This window comes from Streptococcus sp. HMSC063B03 (assembly GCF_001836965.1).
Classification (GTDB): Bacteria; Bacillota; Bacilli; order Lactobacillales; family Streptococcaceae; genus Streptococcus; species Streptococcus pneumoniae_F.
Genome location: NZ_KV831029.1, coordinates 1 through 16566 on the forward strand (window position 1 = coordinate 1; position 16566 = coordinate 16566).

At 40.1% G+C, this 16566-nt stretch carries 14 protein-coding genes; 10 read left to right on the top strand and 4 right to left on the bottom strand.

Going from position 1 to position 16566, the window contains the following annotated elements; genetic code table 11:
• Positions 1–6146 (bottom strand): Ig-like domain-containing protein (locus HMPREF2628_RS04000; protein ID WP_070842403.1); only part of this gene is annotated, 6146 nt, incomplete at its 3' end.
• Positions 6147–6767: 621 nt separating this feature from the next.
• On the opposite strand from HMPREF2628_RS04000, the gene HMPREF2628_RS04005 reads away from it, so the two are divergent.
• Complete coding sequence (locus HMPREF2628_RS04005; RefSeq protein WP_070842404.1) at positions 6768–7397, top strand: MBL fold metallo-hydrolase; 630 nt, start codon at positions 6768–6770, stop codon at positions 7395–7397.
• Positions 7398–7514: 117 nt separating this feature from the next.
• Here HMPREF2628_RS04005 and HMPREF2628_RS04010 read toward each other — a convergent pair whose 3' ends face one another.
• Both HMPREF2628_RS04010 and pepO read right to left on the bottom strand, forming a co-directional pair.
• Entirely contained in the window at positions 7515–8267 is a 753-nt protein-coding gene (locus HMPREF2628_RS04010; RefSeq protein ID WP_070842405.1) for a hypothetical protein, read from the bottom strand.
• A 59-nt stretch (positions 8268–8326) separates the two neighbouring features.
• Positions 8327–10219 (bottom strand): endopeptidase PepO, encoded by a 1893-nt coding sequence (pepO, locus tag HMPREF2628_RS04015; protein ID WP_070842406.1) that lies wholly within the window; start codon positions 10217–10219, stop codon positions 8327–8329.
• 177 nt (positions 10220–10396) lie between these two features.
• Between pepO and HMPREF2628_RS04020 the strand changes: the two genes are divergently transcribed.
• The 9 genes from HMPREF2628_RS04020 to HMPREF2628_RS10395 all read left to right on the top strand — a co-directional run bounded on the left by HMPREF2628_RS04020 (position 10397) and on the right by HMPREF2628_RS10395 (position 16073).
• Positions 10397–11119: a metal ABC transporter ATP-binding protein gene (locus HMPREF2628_RS04020; RefSeq protein ID WP_070842407.1), complete on the top strand. Its 723-nt coding sequence runs from the start codon at positions 10397–10399 to the stop codon at positions 11117–11119.
• A complete protein-coding gene (locus HMPREF2628_RS04025) occupies positions 11116–11964 on the top strand; it encodes a metal ABC transporter permease (protein ID WP_070842408.1) in 849 nt (282 codons plus the stop codon). Before HMPREF2628_RS04020 ends, HMPREF2628_RS04025 begins: the two co-directional genes overlap by 4 nt.
• 31 nt (positions 11965–11995) lie before the next feature.
• Complete coding sequence (psaA, locus tag HMPREF2628_RS04030) at positions 11996–12925, top strand: metal ABC transporter substrate-binding lipoprotein/adhesin PsaA (protein ID WP_033682181.1); 930 nt, start codon at positions 11996–11998, stop codon at positions 12923–12925.
• Positions 12926–13047: 122 nt separating this feature from the next.
• Positions 13048–13542, top strand: a complete 495-nt coding sequence (gene tpx, locus HMPREF2628_RS04035; protein ID WP_033682328.1) for a thiol peroxidase — start codon at positions 13048–13050, stop codon at positions 13540–13542.
• Positions 13543–13620: 78 nt separating this feature from the next.
• Entirely contained in the window at positions 13621–14271 is a 651-nt protein-coding gene (locus tag HMPREF2628_RS04040; protein ID WP_061590521.1) for a metal-dependent transcriptional regulator, read from the top strand.
• A complete protein-coding gene (locus tag HMPREF2628_RS11220; RefSeq protein ID WP_042898761.1) occupies positions 14252–14434 on the top strand; it encodes a hypothetical protein in 183 nt (60 codons plus the stop codon). Before HMPREF2628_RS04040 ends, HMPREF2628_RS11220 begins: the two co-directional genes overlap by 20 nt.
• Positions 14391–15098, top strand: coding sequence for a nicotinamide mononucleotide transporter (locus HMPREF2628_RS04050; protein ID WP_180364271.1), 708 nt, complete (start codon positions 14391–14393; stop codon positions 15096–15098). Before HMPREF2628_RS11220 ends, HMPREF2628_RS04050 begins: the two co-directional genes overlap by 44 nt.
• A 129-nt stretch (positions 15099–15227) precedes the next feature.
• Positions 15228–15629, top strand: coding sequence for a hypothetical protein (locus HMPREF2628_RS04055; protein ID WP_049488332.1), 402 nt, complete (start codon positions 15228–15230; stop codon positions 15627–15629).
• A 30-nt stretch (positions 15630–15659) separates the two neighbouring features.
• Positions 15660–16073, top strand: a complete 414-nt coding sequence (locus HMPREF2628_RS10395) for a hypothetical protein (RefSeq protein WP_080977838.1) — start codon at positions 15660–15662, stop codon at positions 16071–16073.
• A gap of 38 nt (positions 16074–16111) precedes the next feature.
• On the opposite strand, the gene dtd is transcribed toward HMPREF2628_RS10395, so the two are convergent.
• Positions 16112–16555 carry a D-aminoacyl-tRNA deacylase gene (gene dtd / locus HMPREF2628_RS04065; protein ID WP_000691419.1) on the bottom strand — a complete coding sequence of 148 codons (444 nt, stop codon included), beginning with the start codon at positions 16553–16555 and terminating at the stop codon, positions 16112–16114.
• Between the last annotated feature and the right edge of the window lie 11 nt (positions 16556–16566).

Here is a 16566-nt window from a genome sequence, read left to right on the forward strand (position 1 = left end):
TTATCCTTGAATGATGTCTTAACTTTTTCGTAGATGTGTTTTGTATTTCCTTTTTCGTCTACTTCAGTTTTAACAATCTTGTATCCTGGGATATCTTTAGTTGGTTTAGTTCCATCTTCTGTTGGTGAAAGTGGGTTGCCATCTTTATCAACGAATGAAGTATCAGGACGAACTGTTGGAGTGTAAGTAGCTGTTACTGGTGTACCATTCTTATCTACACGTTTAACGGTTACGCCTGTTGCTTTACCTACGAAGTCAGGTTCTGGGGTGAAGGTTACTTTACCGTTTTCATCGATTGTGTATGTTCCTTCACCTGGTACTTTCTTCTCAGTTGTGCCATCGTCAAATGTTGGTTTAACAGTTTCATCGATTTCAACTGGAACTTCCTTACCATTGATTGTAACTTTTCCACCTTCAAATGTTGGTGTGCCTTCTTGAGGTTGTCCTTTAGGACCTTCTGATTCAGAATCTTTTGAAGTTGGTGTTACTGGAACGACTACAGGGGTGTACTTAGCTGTGATTGGTGTGCCGTTCTTATCTACACGTTTAACAGTTACACCTGTTGCTTGACCAGTGAATGTTTTCTCTGGGGTGAAGGTTACTTTACCGTTCTCGTCGATTGTGTATGTTCCTTCGCCTGGTACTTTCTTCTCAGTTGTGCCATCTTCGAATGTTGGCTTAACAGTTTCGTCGATTTCTACAGTTTTTTCTTCACCATTTACAGTAACTTTTCCACCTTGGAATACTGGTTTGCCTGTTTGAGTTGAACCTTGGATATCTTCAGTTACAGCGTCTGTTCCTGTTGGTGTTGCTTTCTTAACAACTGGAGTGTATTTAGCTGTTACTGGTGTGCCGTTCTTATCTTCGCGTTGAACTGTAACACCTGTTCCTTTACCTGTGAAGTTCTTTTCTGGTGTGAAGGTTACTGTTCCATCTGGAGCTACTGTATATGTTCCTTCACCTTCGATAGTTACTGAATCAACTGGATCTCCTGTTTTCGGATCTACCAATTTAGCTGGTTTATCTTCATCAATTTCAACAGTTTTTTCTTCACCATTTACAGTAACTTTTCCACCTTTAAATGTTGGTGTTCCTTCTTGAGTAGCACCTTGAACATTTGTAGTGATGACATCTGAACTTGTTGGTGTTGCTGGTTTCACAACTGGTGTGTAAGTAGCTTTAACTGGCGTGCCGTTCTTATCTTCGCGTTGAACTGTGACACCTGTTCCTTTACCTGTGAAGTTCTTTTCTGGGGTGAATGTAACTGTTCCATCTGGAGCTACTGTGTATGTTCCTTCACCTTCGATAGTTACTGAATCAACTGGATTTCCTGTTTTTGGATCTACCAATTTAGCTGGTTTATCTTCATTGATTTCAACAGTTTTCTCTTTACCATCGATTGTTACTGTTCCACCCTTGAATTCAGGTTTACCTGTTTGAGTTGAACCTTGAATATTTTCAGTTACAGCATCTGTTCCTGTTGGTGTTACTGGTTTAACTTCCGGTGTGTATGTAGCTTTAGCTGGTGTGCCGTTCTTATCTTGACGAACTACCTCAACACCTTTGGCTACTCCTGTAAATTGTGGTTCTGGCTTGAATGTTACTGTTCCATCTGGAGCTACTGTGTATGTTCCTTCACCTTCTACAGTGACTGAATCAACTTGTTCTCCAGTTTTTGGATCTACCAATTTAGCTGGTACTGTATCGTCGATTTCAACAGTTTTCTCTTCACCGTTAACCATAGCTGTTCCACCTTGGAATACTGGTTTGCCTGTTTGAGTTGCACCTTGAACATCTACAGTTTTAGCTGGTTCTGCTGTTGGTGTTACAGGTACGATAGATGGAGTATAAGTTGTAGAAACTTTTGTTCCATTTGCGTCCTCTGCTTGAACATCAGCAGGTGTAACATTACCTGTGTAAGATTTATCTGTTGGTGTGAAGGTTACTTCACCTGTTGCTGGATCAATTGAGTAAGTACCTACTGGAGTTACTCCGTCCTCAGCATATGCTGGAGTTGTTTGACCAGCTGGAACTTCATTTCCTTCTTTATCAAGAAGCTTGTAAGAGTTCTCTTTGATTGGAGCAATAGTGTCTCCAGGAGCGAATGTTGGAGTTCCTTTTTGAGTTTCACCTTGGATAGCTTCTGATGTAGCTGGTTCTGCTGTTGGAACTACCGGAGTAATCTTCGGTGTGTAAGTTGTTTCTACAGCTGTACCATTCTTATCTTTAGCTTGAACTCGTACTGGTTGTACTTCACCTGAATATGTCTTATCTGTTGGTTCGAATACTGCAACAGCTTTTCCATCTACAGTTTTAAGAGTGTACTTACCAATTACGTTTCCTTCTGGATCTTTAGCTGGTACTTCAGTAGCTGGTTGTCCATCTTCACCTAGAAGTGTGTAAGTAGATGGATCGATTTCTACAGTTTTTTCTTCTCCAGCAATTGTAGTTTTTCCTGCTTCAAATGAAACTGGACTTTCTTGAGTCTTACCTTGAACATCTTCAGTTGTAGCTGGTGTTGCTGTTGGTGTTACTCCTACGATGTTTGGAGTGTAAGTTGTAGAAACTTTTGTTCCATTCTTATCTTCAGCTTGAACTTTAGCTGGTTGTACTGGTCCTGTGTAAGATTTGTCTGTTGGCGTGAATGTTACTACACCTGTTGTTGGATCTACAGTGTATTCCCCAACTTTTTTACCACTTGGATCTAAAGCATCTACTGGTCCATTTGCTTCTGTTCCATCTGGATTTAATAATTTTACAGAACCCTCTTTAATAGGTACTTCTGTATTACCTTCTGTAAATGTTGGTTTACCTGTTTGAGTTTCACCTTGTACTCCTGTTGAAGTAGCTGGAGTTGCTGTTGGGTTGACAGGTGTTACAGTTGGAGTGTATTTTGCAGTAGCTGTAGCTGTTACAGGTTGACCATTTTTATCTTGACCTACTGGTGCTGTTAATGATACATCAATACCTTTAGCAGTTCCTGTAAATTGTGGTTCTGGAGTAAATGTTACCGCTCCAGTTGTTGGATCGATTGTATAAGTTCCTTCACCTTTTACAGTTACAGTTGTTTCATCTGTTGGTTGTCCAGTCGCTGGATCTACCAATTTAGCTGGGTATTGTGCACTTGGTGTTACCGCATCTGGTGCAGTTCCATCTCCATCTTTATCTACGTCGATTGAGAATTTAGGTGTTTTCGTTTGTGGTTTACCTTGGATATCAGTTGACTCTTCTGGAGTTCCAACGATTGCTTTTGGAGTTACTGTTGGAATGTAACGACCATCCATAGAACCTTTAGCAGCTAAGCCAGTTAGTTGAACTTGTTCACTGACTAATTCTAGTTGGTCTTTAGCTTCACCTGCACCACCGATGATTTGGCGACCTTCGTTACCCCAACCAGTAGTGTTACCATTGATATCTGTACGACGAATCGTAATACCATCTGCTGTACCTACAAAGTTTGCTTCTGGGATAAATTCTACATCTACATTTGCACCGTTATCAGTAATCTTGTATTTACCTTGCCCTGGTACTACATAGTATCCATCTACTAGGTCAGCATCTGTTACTAATGTACCATCTGGTTTAACGATCTGTGATTTAACAGTTGTATCTATTGCATTGTCTTTATCAAAATCATAGTTCTTTTGACCATATGCATTAAAGGCAACAGTAGAATTCTGAGTTGCACCTTGTACATCTGTTGTTTCTCTCTTAGTTCCACGTGGTGGAATTGTTTGTTGGATTTGGAAATCTTCTACTTCACCTGAGTAGGCAATACCAGTAGGAGCCTTAACATCTGCTTTATCGTATGCAATACGAAGACGTGTAGCTAATTTTGTTGCACTGGTATCCACATTTTGAACTGTGTTTGTCCAAGTAAGAGTAACCTTACCATCAGCAGTCACTTCTGTCACACCAGCGGCTTCATCTTCATCAAATTTACCATTGTTGTTAAAGTCAATCCAACCGTTAACGTAAGCTTTAGCTTCTCCGTCTAGGTGGGCATCGAAGGTCATTGAGTAAGTTCCATCGTTAACTTTTTTCAACTTATAGTTATCATTTGGAGCAACATCATCACCCATCAATTGACGAGCACCTTCATCCGCGGCACCGATACCATTGATATCATCGTATACAAAGGCATTTGTTTTGTTAATTGGAGTTGTACGAACATCAACGTCAGCCGGTACAGAACCTAAGTATGGTTGTTTTTGTCCATCAGATTTAGAGATAGAGTGGGCTACTCTTCCGTATGAAGCTGGAGCATCCCCTTGATCTAGAACCATAAATCCAAGCATAGATCCTTGTTGCCCATTAGACATAATATACATACCAATATTTTTGGCATTACGAGTCATTACCAATGGAGTGGAGAAACCTGAATCACGGTGAGTTGAGAACGGTCCGAAAACTTGTGTCCCTAATCCATCCGCATGAATCGTTCCATCTTTTGCTGTTGCAGTAATTACTGTATCTGATGTAACTGTTGTATTGAAGAATCCTGCACCTTTGTCAGCTAAGAATGGAGCGAAAGCTGGTTTACCACTTCCTTCAAGCGTGTAAGAAATACCTAATTGGCCATCTGCACGATTTTGTCCATGACCAGCAGTAGCCACTGTTCTGCGTTCATAGATTTCCCCAATATATGAACGAGCTGTTTCTTTACCTGGGACATTAGAGTTTGATAACTCAGTTACTAACTCGAAACCATCACCATCTGTTTTATAGATTTCAATTTCTGAAGAACCAGCTTCTTCCCCTGTTAAGAATACAACGTTGGCTGGAACTTCTGTTCCATTTAACGTAGCTTTAACTGAGAATTCTACCCCTACGTTAGCTCCATCTACTACAGATTGAATAACTGTTTTACCTTTAGTATCCATACCGTTTGTTTTCGCAACTGAGTATGAACCTTGGTTTACGACTTTCAACTCAGCTGGAGTATTGTCTTTGTATACGTTTTGAGCATTGGCATCGTATCCTGCTCCACCACGTTTTTTGTACTCATCCGTTGAGTTAAATGGTGCTAGTTTAGTAACTGTCAAAGTCACAACATATCCTGGAGAGATTTCTTGTGTAAACTTAGTACCTACTTTAAGCTTACCACCATCACCAAGATTTTCAATTGTCGCTTTCGGATTTGAAATGTCAAACCACTTGATTTGTTTTGTCAGACGTTCTGTGTTTTTATCTGCGTATTGCTTCCAGTGATTTGCTTGTTCTTCTTCTGAAAGAGGTGGAGTTGTAACCGTATCAGCAATGTCTGCTAAGACTGCTGAAAACTTACCATCACGACCAATACCTGCATTTTTCAGCTCATTGTATACTGCAAGGATTGACTCATTCAGGCGTGCAAGTTGTGCATCCACTTGCTCTTTGGTCACGCTCTTTTCAGCTAAAAGAGATTTTGTTTCCGCAAGAACTGCTTGGTTTTTAGCTACTGCCGCTTCAACAGCCGCTTTGTTTTCTTCCTTCACTTCCTTTTTAGAAAGTTCAGCAGTTACTAATTTATTAGTCACTTCTGCTTCAGATGAAGCTTTGTCAAGTGCTGTTTTAGCTTCTGAAAGAGATTTTTCTGCTGGAGTAGCTTTCTTTTCAGCTTCGGCTTTAGCAGCTGCTTTTTCAGCTTCTAATTTTTTCTGTTGACCCATGGCATCTGATTCAGCTACGGCTTGACCCAATGCTGAAAGTTTGTCAGCTAAAGTATTCACATCCAATTGACTTGCTTCTGGATTTGAAAGTGTTGCTTTAGCTGTAGCTAAAACTTCCTTAGCTGAGTTTACTACAGACGCATCTGCATTTTTAGCAGATGCTAATTTCATTTCTAAAGTAGCAATATTCGCTTCAAGAGCTGCTTTATTTGCTTTCTTAGCTTCCTGTACTTTAACTTCAGGTTTCGCTTCTTCTACTTTAGTTTCTGGCTTCACGGCTTCCTTTTCTTTATTAGAATCCGCTTGATTTGCTGGCGCAGTAGTTGCAGCTACTGATGCTTCTGCACCTTGAACTTCCGTTGCTGATACCGCACCATTTCCAAGGAACATCAAACCAGCTGCAACTGCTACTGATGCTGCTCCAAAGCTATATTTCCGGATACCGTAACGGATGTACTTTTCTACTCTAAAATCTTGTTGTTGCTTGCCTTTCATTTAGACCCACAACCTCCTTTTTTATTTTGATGTCAATTTACAAGTTATTGATATCGCAAACTCACATCTAACCTCAGATGAAAACAAAAGATGTTAGAAGTCATTTTCAATATCATAAAATTGTCTACAACATACAGCTTTATGATATCATATTTACTAGTCTATGGCAAATAAAATGGCTTATTTTTTATTCTAAATTTAAAATAAATATTTTCCAAAAATACAACAATTTTCAGACTATTTAACTTGTTTTGTTAGATATATCAAAGAGTTATAGGTTACATACTATATTTTGTGGTTTCAATATATTAATTTAAATTAACTTTACATGTATATTTTGCTGTTCACAGACAAAAACTTGTCTCTACTGTAAGATACAATTTTTTTGATTCATTATCCATTTTTTCAATAATTTACTCTCCAGCTCATTAGATTTATTTTAAATTCCAGTTAATTAAAAACTCTAGCTAGTTCATAACTCTAAAAATAGCTATCTTTATTTTAGACAGAATGAAATAGATAACCAGTAACCTTCTTTAAAAGAGAAGGATTTTCTATCCACTTTATTCTCCCCAACTGTGCTATACTTAATTTAGTACATTCTTTGAGATCGGAGCTAGTATGAAAATCCATAAAACTGTGAATCCTGTTGCCTATGAAAACACCTATTACCTGGAAGGTGAAAAATACCTCATCGTTGTCGACCCTGGTAGCCATTGGGAAGCTATTCGTCAGACAATAGAGAACATCAACAAACCTATCTGTGCTATTCTCTTGACCCACGCCCATTATGACCATATCATGAGTTTAGACCTAGTTCGCGAGACTTTTGGCAATCCTCCTGTCTATATCGCAGAGAGTGAAGCCAGCTGGCTATATACTCCTGTCGATAATCTCTCTGGGCTTCCTCGCCACGATGATATGGCAGATGTGGTCGCAAAACCTGCAGAACACACCTTTGCCTTTCATGAAGAATACCAACTAGAGGAATTTCGTTTCACTGTCTTGCCAACACCTGGTCACTCTATCGGTGGTGTTTCTATCGTCTTTCCTGATGCTCACCTAGTCTTAACAGGGGATGCTCTTTTCCGAGAAACAATCGGACGGACCGACCTTCCGACTGGTAGCATGGAGCAACTCCTTCATAGCATCCAGACCCAACTCTTCACCCTGCCAAACTATGACGTCTATCCAGGGCATGGTCCAGCTACTACTATTGCCCACGAAAAGACTTTCAATCCCTTTTTCTAGCAAGCAAAAAACCAAGGAATTTTTCTCCTTGGTTTTTGTGTTCTGCTATTCAATTCTCCATTCTTTGACTTTAGAATCTAGCCTAGTTTTAAATTTCATCAAATACTAGTTGACTGGCTAAAATTCTTTCCAATCAAATTTAGCTAAATCAAGTTCATTAGAAGAAATCCCTAAGATTTGCTCTGGCTTTTGATCACTACCAATTTGAAAAATACCTTCTTTAATCTTCTGTACTCCGTCTTTATCAAAAGCATATAGACTTAAGTTCATTTCTGGACGTGTTGACTGCCAGTCTGCATATCTGACTTGACCGTTTTCATAAATAACTAAACTGGAACGAAAACCACCTGCAGAAGCTACATAAGCTGTATGAAGCAACTTTGGTTGTTTATTCTCTAAATAGTAAATGGCCCCTATATATTTTTTATCTCCAATAATCAATTCATCCTGACCATCATTATTTAAATCAGCAAACACATAATGAAGACTAGCTGGTTTATCGTAGGTGCTTAGTGTAAAGATATAGCCATACTCTTCAGAAAAAATCTTGTTCTGTTTCAACTTTTCATACAAGGATTCTCGGTCGCCACTACTTAAAAGTGCCTGATAGTGATTGTACCGCTCTATTACTTCCTTGTACAAATCTTTTCCTGTTTCGCTTTTCGTTTCCATTGTTGTTGACGGCGTTGCCATTGAAGAACTTGTACTAGTTTGGCTCTCTGACTTCGTAGAGCTTTCCTTCTGTTCCTCTTTGGTAGAAGATGATTGTGTTGCCGAAGGTTCTATTTTTTCATCTTTTTTGTTTGCACCACAAGATGCTAAAACAAAAACAGTAAGAATAGCTGAAAATATCATTAAAAATTTCTTCATATTAACCTCTCTAACCCATCCTATACAGATTTACGGATTTTAGTATTAGATTCGATTCATTACCAAATAATCACGCGGTCTTCTGGTGAACGCCACATACCATCTCCTTCTTTGACATCATAGGTTGTAAAGAAATCATCGAAGTTTGGTACTTGCACATTGACACGGAGTTTGGCTGGTGCGTGCACATCGACACTAGCCAAAAGTTTCATAAATTCTGGACGACCTTTCATGCGCCAGATGCGACCGAAGTTGTAGAAAAATTCTTCTGCTGAGAAGTCTGGTTCTCTCTTGGCTGCTTCAAGCGCTGCAGCGATTCCTCCCAAGTCAGCCACGTTTTCTGATACAGTCAATTTACCGTTGATGGTTGCTCCATAAGAATCTTGTCCATCAAATTGGTCAATGACTTTTTGTGTTTTCTCCTTGAAGGCAGCATAGTCACTCTCTGTCCACCAATCTTTGAGGCTACCATTTTCATCAAAAGAAGCTCCGTTGGTATCAAAGGCATGGGAAATTTCATGGGCAATAACCGCCCCAATACCACCGTAGTTAGCAGAAGATGACTGATGCAAGTCATAGAAAGGCGCCTGTAAAATAGCCGCTGGAAAGACAATCAGGTTCTTTTGTGGATTGTAGTAGGCATTGACCATATGAGCAGGCATTCCCCATTCCTTGTAGTCTACAGGCTGGTTCCACTTGCTCCAACTGTGCTTGATTTCCACACGCGCAAAGGCTAGAGCATTGTCAAAAAGACTAGCATTTTCATCTACTACCTTGTCTTTGTAGCGTACTGGCAATTCTTCTGGGTAACCGATATAAGGCTTGATGACATTGAGTTTGACGATGGCCTTGTCACGAGTTTCAGGAGTTAGCCAGTCATTTTTAGCCAAGCGTTCCTTATAGACATCGATCATAGTTGCCACTTTTCTCTCCACGTCTGCTTTGGCTTCTGGTGAGAATTTTTCATGGGCATACCAGAGACCCAAAGCTTGTTTGAATGGACCTTGTGCTAGCTGGTAGGCTGCTTTAACCTTGTCTTTGGCTTCTGGAACTCCAGAAAGCGCACGGCTGTAGGCACCTGACAAGACACGGATTTCTTCTGTTAAATAGCTGGTTGAAAGATTGACAACACTTAAAATTAAGGTTGCCTTGAGAAGAGGCCATGCCTCTTCACTATAGAATTGATCTGCTGCTTGCCAGAAACGTTCCTCGTCTACGATAACCTTGTCTGGTACTTGTCCAAGAACTGCTTGGAAGAAGTCATCCAAAGGTAGAGCAGGCGCGAATTTTTTAAAATCTTCATAAGAATATGGATGGTAGAGTTTAGCATATTCCGAACTTTCTTCATTAGAAAGCACCACTGCCGCCACGCGACGGTCCAATTCTAGTCTTTTTTCTAGCAAGTCTTCAATTTCTTCATCAGAGAAATCATAAGCCTTGAGAAGATTGGCACTAGTTTCTTTCCAAAGAGTTAAGAGCTCTTCGCGCTGAGGATGGTCTTCTGCATAGTAGGTTGTATCTGGCAGGATCGTGCTTGGAGCGCTGGCCCATAAAACGTTGATTCTTGCATCCATAAAGTCTGGTGATACACCAAAAGGAAGGAAGTTAGGTTTGCCAGCAAGTTCAAACTCTGCTAGTTTGGCAGTGAAATCCGCAAAAGTCTCCAATTCTTGGAACTCCTTAAGAAGAGGCAAAACAGGTGTGATACCGTCAGCTTCTCTCTTGTCAAAATCACGAACTAGGCGGTGGTATTTGACAAAGTTTGCCAAAATAGCATCCTCAGGCACTTCTTCACCTGCCAACCACTTGTCTGTTGTCGCCAGCATCAGGTCTTCAATTTCCTGGTCTAAATCAACAAATCCTCCCGTTTGAGACTTATCGGCTGGGATTTCAGCTGTCTTCTGCCATTCTCCATTGATTGCATCATAAAAATCGTCTTGATAACGTGTCATCTTGTTCTCGCTTTCATTTGTACTTGCTTTTAGCTTAACAAAAATTACCTGGGAATGCAATTAAAAATGAACTGATATTTTCTATTGTTTTTCAGTTATTATTTTAAATTTTTCAAAAATTAACTTGACTTAATTTTTTTTTTAATGTATATTAAGAGACAGGAGGAATACAAGTTTATGATACGTATCGAAAACCTCAGTGTCTCCTACAAAGAAACGTTGGCACTTAAGGATATTTCACTAGTGCTCCAAGGACCAACAATTACCGGAATCATTGGTCCAAACGGTGCTGGAAAATCAACATTATTAAAAGGGATGCTGGGAATTATCCCACATCAAGGTCAGGCATTTCTCGATGACAAGGAAGTTAAAAAATCCTTACATCGAATCGCCTATGTCGAACAAAAAATCAATATCGACTACAACTTTCCCATCAAGGTCAAGGAATGTGTCTCGTTAGGACTCTTTCCCTCTATCCCTCTCTTTCGAAGTTTAAAGGCTAAACATTGGAAGAAAGTGCAAGAAGCCCTTGAAATCGTCGGTCTAGCTGACTATGCTGAACGGCAAATCAGTCAACTGTCTGGAGGTCAATTCCAGCGGGTTTTGATTGCCAGATGCTTGGTGCAGGAAGCCGATTATATCCTCTTGGATGAACCCTTTGTTGGGATTGACTCTGTCAGTGAGGAAATCATCATGAATACGCTGAGAGATTTGAAAAAAGCTGGGAAGACGGTTCTCATCGTCCACCACGATCTCAGCAAGGTTCCCCACTACTTCGATCAAGTCTTGCTTGTCAATCGAGAAGTGATTGCCTTTGGTCCAACCAAAGAAACCTTTACCGAAGCCAATCTCAAAGAAGCTTACGGTAATCGACTCTTTTTCAATGGAGGTGACCTATGATTGCAGAATTTATCGATGGATTGCAAAAATTCCATTTCTTACAAAATGCCTTGATAACAGCCATTGTCGTCGGGGTCGTAGCTGGAGCTGTGGGATGTTTCATCATCCTACGCGGGATGTCACTCATGGGAGATGCCATTTCACATGCTGTCTTGCCAGGTGTAGCCCTCTCCTTCATCTTGGGCCTTGACTTCTTTATCGGAGCCGTTGTCTTTGGATTGCTAGCTGCTATCATCATTACCTACATCAAGGGAAACTCGATTATCAAAAGCGATACCGCCATCGGCATTACCTTTTCTTCTTTCTTAGCCCTCGGTATCATCTTGATTAGTGTCGCTAAAAGTTCAACTGACCTTTTCCATATCCTTTTTGGTAATATCCTAGCCGTCCAAGATACGGATATGTTTATTACTATGGGTGTTGGGGCAATCATTCTCTTGTTAATCTGGATTTTCTTCAAGCAACTCTTGATAACTTCCTTTGATGAACTCTTGGCCAAAGCCATGGGAATGCCTGTCAATTTCTATCACTACCTTCTCATGGTACTCCTGACTCTCGTGTCTGTGACAGCCATGCAAAGTGTCGGAACTATCCTGATTGTAGCCATGCTGATTACCCCAGCTGCAACTGCTTATCTTTATGCTAATAGCCTGAAAAGCATGATTTTCCTTTCCTCAACCTTTGGAGCTACAGCTTCAGTTTTGGGACTCTTTATCGGTTATAGCTTTAACGTTGCGGCAGGTTCTAGTATCGTGCTTACAGCCGCTAGTTTCTTTCTCATTAGCTTCTTTATCGCTCCAAAACAACGATATTTGAAACTAAAAAATAAACATTTGTTAAAATAAGGGGTAAAGCCCCAATAAATTGGAGGATCTAATGAAAAAATTAGGTACATTGTTGGTTCTTTTTCTTTCCGCCATTGTTCTCGTAGCATGTGCTAGCGGAAAAAAAGATGCAGCTTCTGGTCAAAAACTAAAAGTTGTTGCTACAAACTCTATCATCGCTGATATCACTAAAAATATTGCTGGTGACAAGATTGATCTTCACAGTATCGTTCCTGTTGGTCAAGACCCACACGAATACGAACCACTCCCTGAAGACGTTAAGAAAACATCTCAAGCTGATTTGATTTTCTATAACGGTATCAACCTTGAAACAGGTGGCAATGCTTGGTTTACAAAATTGGTAGAAAATGCCAAGAAAACTGAAAACAAAGACTACTTTGCAGTCAGCGAAGGCGTTGATGTTATCTACCTTGAAGGTCAAAACGAAAAAGGCAAAGAAGACCCACACGCTTGGCTTAACCTTGAAAACGGGATGATTTTTGCTAAAAACATCGCAAAACAATTGAGTGCTAAAGACCCTAGCAACAAGGAATTCTACGAAAAAAATCTCAAAGAATATACTGATAAGCTAGACAAACTTGACAAGGAAGCTAAGGAGAAATTTAACAACATCCCTGCTGAGAAAAAACTCATTGTAACCAGCGAAGGATGCTTCAAATACTTCTCTAAAGCCTACGGTGTCCCAAGTGCCTATATTTGGGAAATTAATACTGAAGAAGAAGGAACTCCTGACCAAATCAAGACCTTGGTTGAAAAACTTCGCCAAACAAAAACTCCTTCCCTCTTTGTAGAATCAAGTGTGGATGACCGTCCAATGAAGACTGTTTCACAAGATACAAACATCCCAATCTACGCACAAATCTTTACTGACTCTATCGCAGAACAAGGTAAAGAAGGCGACAGTTACTACAACATGATGAAATACAACCTTGACAAGATTGCTGAAGGATTGGCAAAATAATACTCTGAAAAACGTCATTCTCTCATGAGCTGGCGTTTTTTCTATGCCCATATTTCCGGTCAAATCATTGGAAAATTCCGACTGTTTCAGCTAAAATGGAAGAAAAAAGATTGGAGTATCCTATGGTAACTTTTCTCGGAAATCCTGTGAGCTTTACAGGTAAACAACTACAAGTCGGCGACAAGGCACTTGATTTTTCACTTACTACAACAGACCTTTCTAAAAAATCTCTGGCTGATTTTGATGGAAAGAAAAAAGTCTTGAGTGTCGTGCCTTCTATCGATACAGGCATCTGCTCAACTCAAACGCGTCGTTTTAATGAAGAACTGGCTGGACTGGACAACACAGTCGTATTGACTGTTTCTATGGACCTACCATTTGCCCAAAAACGTTGGTGTGGTGCTGAAGGCATTGAAAATGCCATCATGCTCTCAGACTATTTCGACCATTCCTTTGGACGTGATTATGCCCTCTTAATCAATGAGTGGCACCTATTGGCACGCGCAGTTTTTGTCCTCGATACTGACAATACTATTCGCTACGTTGAATACGTGGACAATATCAACTCTGAACCAAACTTCGAAGCCGCAATTGCAGCTGCTAAAGAACTAAATTAGAAGCCATTGTGGCAGATAGCTAGAGAAATCTAGCTTTTTTTGATATACTAGATAAAGATATTAGACAAGAGGAAACGAATGACCCCGAATAAAGAAGATTATCTAAAGTGTATTTATGAAATTGGCATAGATTTGCATAAGATTACCAACAAGGAAATTGCGGCTCGTATGCAAGTCTCTCCCCCTGCCGTAACTGAAATGATTAAACGGATGAAGAGCGAAAACCTCATCCTCAAGGACAAGGAATGCGGCTATCTACTGACTGACATCGGCCTCAAACTGGTCTCTGAGCTCTATCGTAAGCACCGTTTGATTGAAGTTTTTCTAGTCCATCATTTAGACTATACGAGTAACCAGATTCACGAGGAAGCTGAAGTCTTGGAACACACTGTCTCTGATTTATTCGTGGAGAGACTAGAAAAATTACTTGGATTCCCCAAGACCTGCCCTCACGGAGGAACTATTCCTGCCAAGGGAGAACTCTTAGTTGAAATCAATAACCTGCCACTAGCTGACATCAAGGAAGCTGGTGCCTACCGCCTGACTCGGGTGCACGATAGTTTTGACATTCTCCATTATCTGGACAAGCACTCACTTCACATCGGTGACCAACTCCAAGTCCAGCAGTTTGATGGCTTTAGCAATACCTTCACTATCCTCAGTAAAAACGAGGATTTACAAGTAAGTATGGACATTGCCAAACAACTCTATGTCGAAAAAATCGACTAATTTCTCAAGCACCCTACCAACCCTGAAAGTTTTATTTTCAGGGTTTTATTTCTATCATTTGATTTTACTTTCATTTAGTTGTAGAATATTTGTAAAAAAAAAGAAAGATAGTTTAACCTATGAAAAAATCACTAAAAATTTTTGCGACATCCAAATGGTTTGACCTCTTCGGCGTTGCTTTGGTCGTTGGGATTGCGATTGCATCTGGTTACCTCAACTCCCGCCTCGATAAATTTGTAGACTGGGGACCATGGACAGCACTTGTACCCTTTGGATTGATTTCCGTAACCAACGTTGGGATTTCCATGTTATCCACTCGTTTCACGGGAAAATTAAGCAAATGGGGAAATTACTTTGGTATTGTTAATACCATTTTGTCCGGTGCTATTGATTATATCCTTGGAAATAAGGCAGCTATCATTACCTATCCCGTCACCTTCCTCATTTATACCTTTGCTATTAAGAAATGGGAAGCTTCGCAAGAAGGCAGACCCAACCAAATGAGCCAAAAACAGGTAAAATTAGCGGCCATCATCATTTCAATCATCGCCTTCCTCTTTGCCTTTGCGACCAACTATATCGGCTATGGTGGCAAGATGAATCTCCTTGCCTACGTAACAACTATTGCCTTTGCACTGTCCCTCATTGCCAATGCTTTTAACGCATTGAAACTAACAACACAGTGGGGCTTCTGGTTGATTTACAATTTCGTTCAGCTGACAAAAGCTGGTATTCAAGGAAACTTTGCCAATATCGGAAAATACATCTTTTATATCCTCAATGCAATCGGAGCTTTATTTGTCTGGAATGATGAAGAAGTTAGGTAATAGAAGAAAACTTAAATAAAAAAACAAGTCGACTTAAGAGAATCTCCCTTCTGCTATTTTTATCATTTCACTTGTAACTCCCATTCTTTTGGAGTAGAATGAAGCTAGATAAAAGAGGGAGGTCATCTTATGAAAAATCTCTTTAGACTCCATTTCGTAGCAATTGCAGTTATCGATTTGCTACTATTGGCATTTTTTAGCAAAAGACCCGAGACATCTTTGGACTGGCTCTTGCTCTCTGGTTTTATTTTCCTCCTTGCTCAAGGACTACTGCTGTTTCGCTTGGTTGTCCGACTCAAACATCAATTCACTGAGATTTATCCTCAAATCAATAAAAAGATTCGCTTCTACTATTTAGGGGTTCTCTCCATTGATTTTCTATTTTTTGTCCTTTTAGCCTTCGTTAGTTCTCATCGTTTTTCATCTCTTATGCCAATCATCACTGCTTGCCATTCTACTTTATATTATATGACGGCTGACTACCTAAGAGAACACTATCCAGATTTTTACGATAAACACATCTCTTTATGAGAGTGTCTCTAAGGAAAAGGAGGTTTTAGCATGAAAAAAATCATCTTCATCAAAACCACTCAACTCCTTGTCATTGATGGAATCATGCTGGCATTTTTGACATTTAAAGAGGGGCTTACTTGGGACTGGATTTTGATTTATAGCGGTTGGGTCATTTTCTTTCATCCTGTGCTATTGACCTATCTTTCTAACCAACTTTGTGACCACTTTAGTCACCTCTATTCCCAGATTAGACCAAGATTCTGGCGTTTTACCTTACAAATCCTCCTATGGGATATCCTGATGATGCTCTCCTTGCTGTTTTTAAGTGATGTCCCACTTTTCCTTCAGGGAACTCTCCTAATCATAGGTCATCTCATCCCTTCCTATCGCATAAGCCAAAGCCTGAAACAAGATTTCCCCAAGGCCTATCAGAAACAGATTTCATTTTGGAGTATTTTATGATAGATAAGAAAAACCAAGCCGGCTGGACTTGGTCTTTCTTATCTATTTTTAGTATCAAGGATTATGGTAACAGGTCCGTCATTGACCAACTCAACCTGCATATCCGCTCCAAAGATGCCTGTCTGAACGGGCACTTCTTGCGCTAATTTTTGATTGAAAGCATCATAGAAGTCTGATGCCATATCAGGCTTGGCTGCACCTGTAAAGGCTGGACGATTGCCTTTCTTAGTATCCGCAAAGAGGGTAAACTGAGAAATAGAGAGGATTTCTCCTTCAATATCTTTGACAGACAGGTTCATCTTGCCTTCTGCGTCTGAAAAAATCCGCATATTGACAAGCTTTCTCACAGCATAGTCCAAATCTTCCTCTTGGTCCTCTGGCCCAACACCAACCAGCAATAAGAGGCCCTGATTGATTTTCCCCTGAACCTGACCTTCGATACTCACTTGGGCTTTTTTAACCCGTTGGATAATGATTTTCATAATAGCCTTTC

Bases quoted from the DNA above. Each gene is read 5' to 3' on its own strand.
- HMPREF2628_RS04005 (WP_070842404.1), top strand. From the start codon at position 6,768: ATGAAAATCCATAAAACTGTGAATCCTGTTGCCTATGAAAACACCTAT.
- HMPREF2628_RS04010 (WP_070842405.1), bottom strand. From the start codon at position 8,267: ATGAAGAAATTTTTAATGATATTTTCAGCTATTCTTACTGTTTTTGTT.
- pepO (WP_070842406.1), bottom strand. From the start codon at position 10,219: ATGACACGTTATCAAGACGATTTTTATGATGCAATCAATGGAGAATGG.
- HMPREF2628_RS04020 (WP_070842407.1), top strand. From the start codon at position 10,397: ATGATACGTATCGAAAACCTCAGTGTCTCCTACAAAGAAACGTTGGCA.
- HMPREF2628_RS04025 (WP_070842408.1), top strand. From the start codon at position 11,116: ATGATTGCAGAATTTATCGATGGATTGCAAAAATTCCATTTCTTACAA.
- psaA (WP_033682181.1), top strand. From the start codon at position 11,996: ATGAAAAAATTAGGTACATTGTTGGTTCTTTTTCTTTCCGCCATTGTT.
- tpx (WP_033682328.1), top strand. From the start codon at position 13,048: ATGGTAACTTTTCTCGGAAATCCTGTGAGCTTTACAGGTAAACAACTA.
- HMPREF2628_RS04040 (WP_061590521.1), top strand. From the start codon at position 13,621: ATGACCCCGAATAAAGAAGATTATCTAAAGTGTATTTATGAAATTGGC.
- HMPREF2628_RS11220 (WP_042898761.1), top strand. From the start codon at position 14,252: ATGTCGAAAAAATCGACTAATTTCTCAAGCACCCTACCAACCCTGAAA.
- HMPREF2628_RS04050 (WP_180364271.1), top strand. From the start codon at position 14,391: ATGAAAAAATCACTAAAAATTTTTGCGACATCCAAATGGTTTGACCTC.
- HMPREF2628_RS04055 (WP_049488332.1), top strand. From the start codon at position 15,228: ATGAAAAATCTCTTTAGACTCCATTTCGTAGCAATTGCAGTTATCGAT.
- HMPREF2628_RS10395 (WP_080977838.1), top strand. From the start codon at position 15,660: ATGAAAAAAATCATCTTCATCAAAACCACTCAACTCCTTGTCATTGAT.
- dtd (WP_000691419.1), bottom strand. From the start codon at position 16,555: ATGAAAATCATTATCCAACGGGTTAAAAAAGCCCAAGTGAGTATCGAA.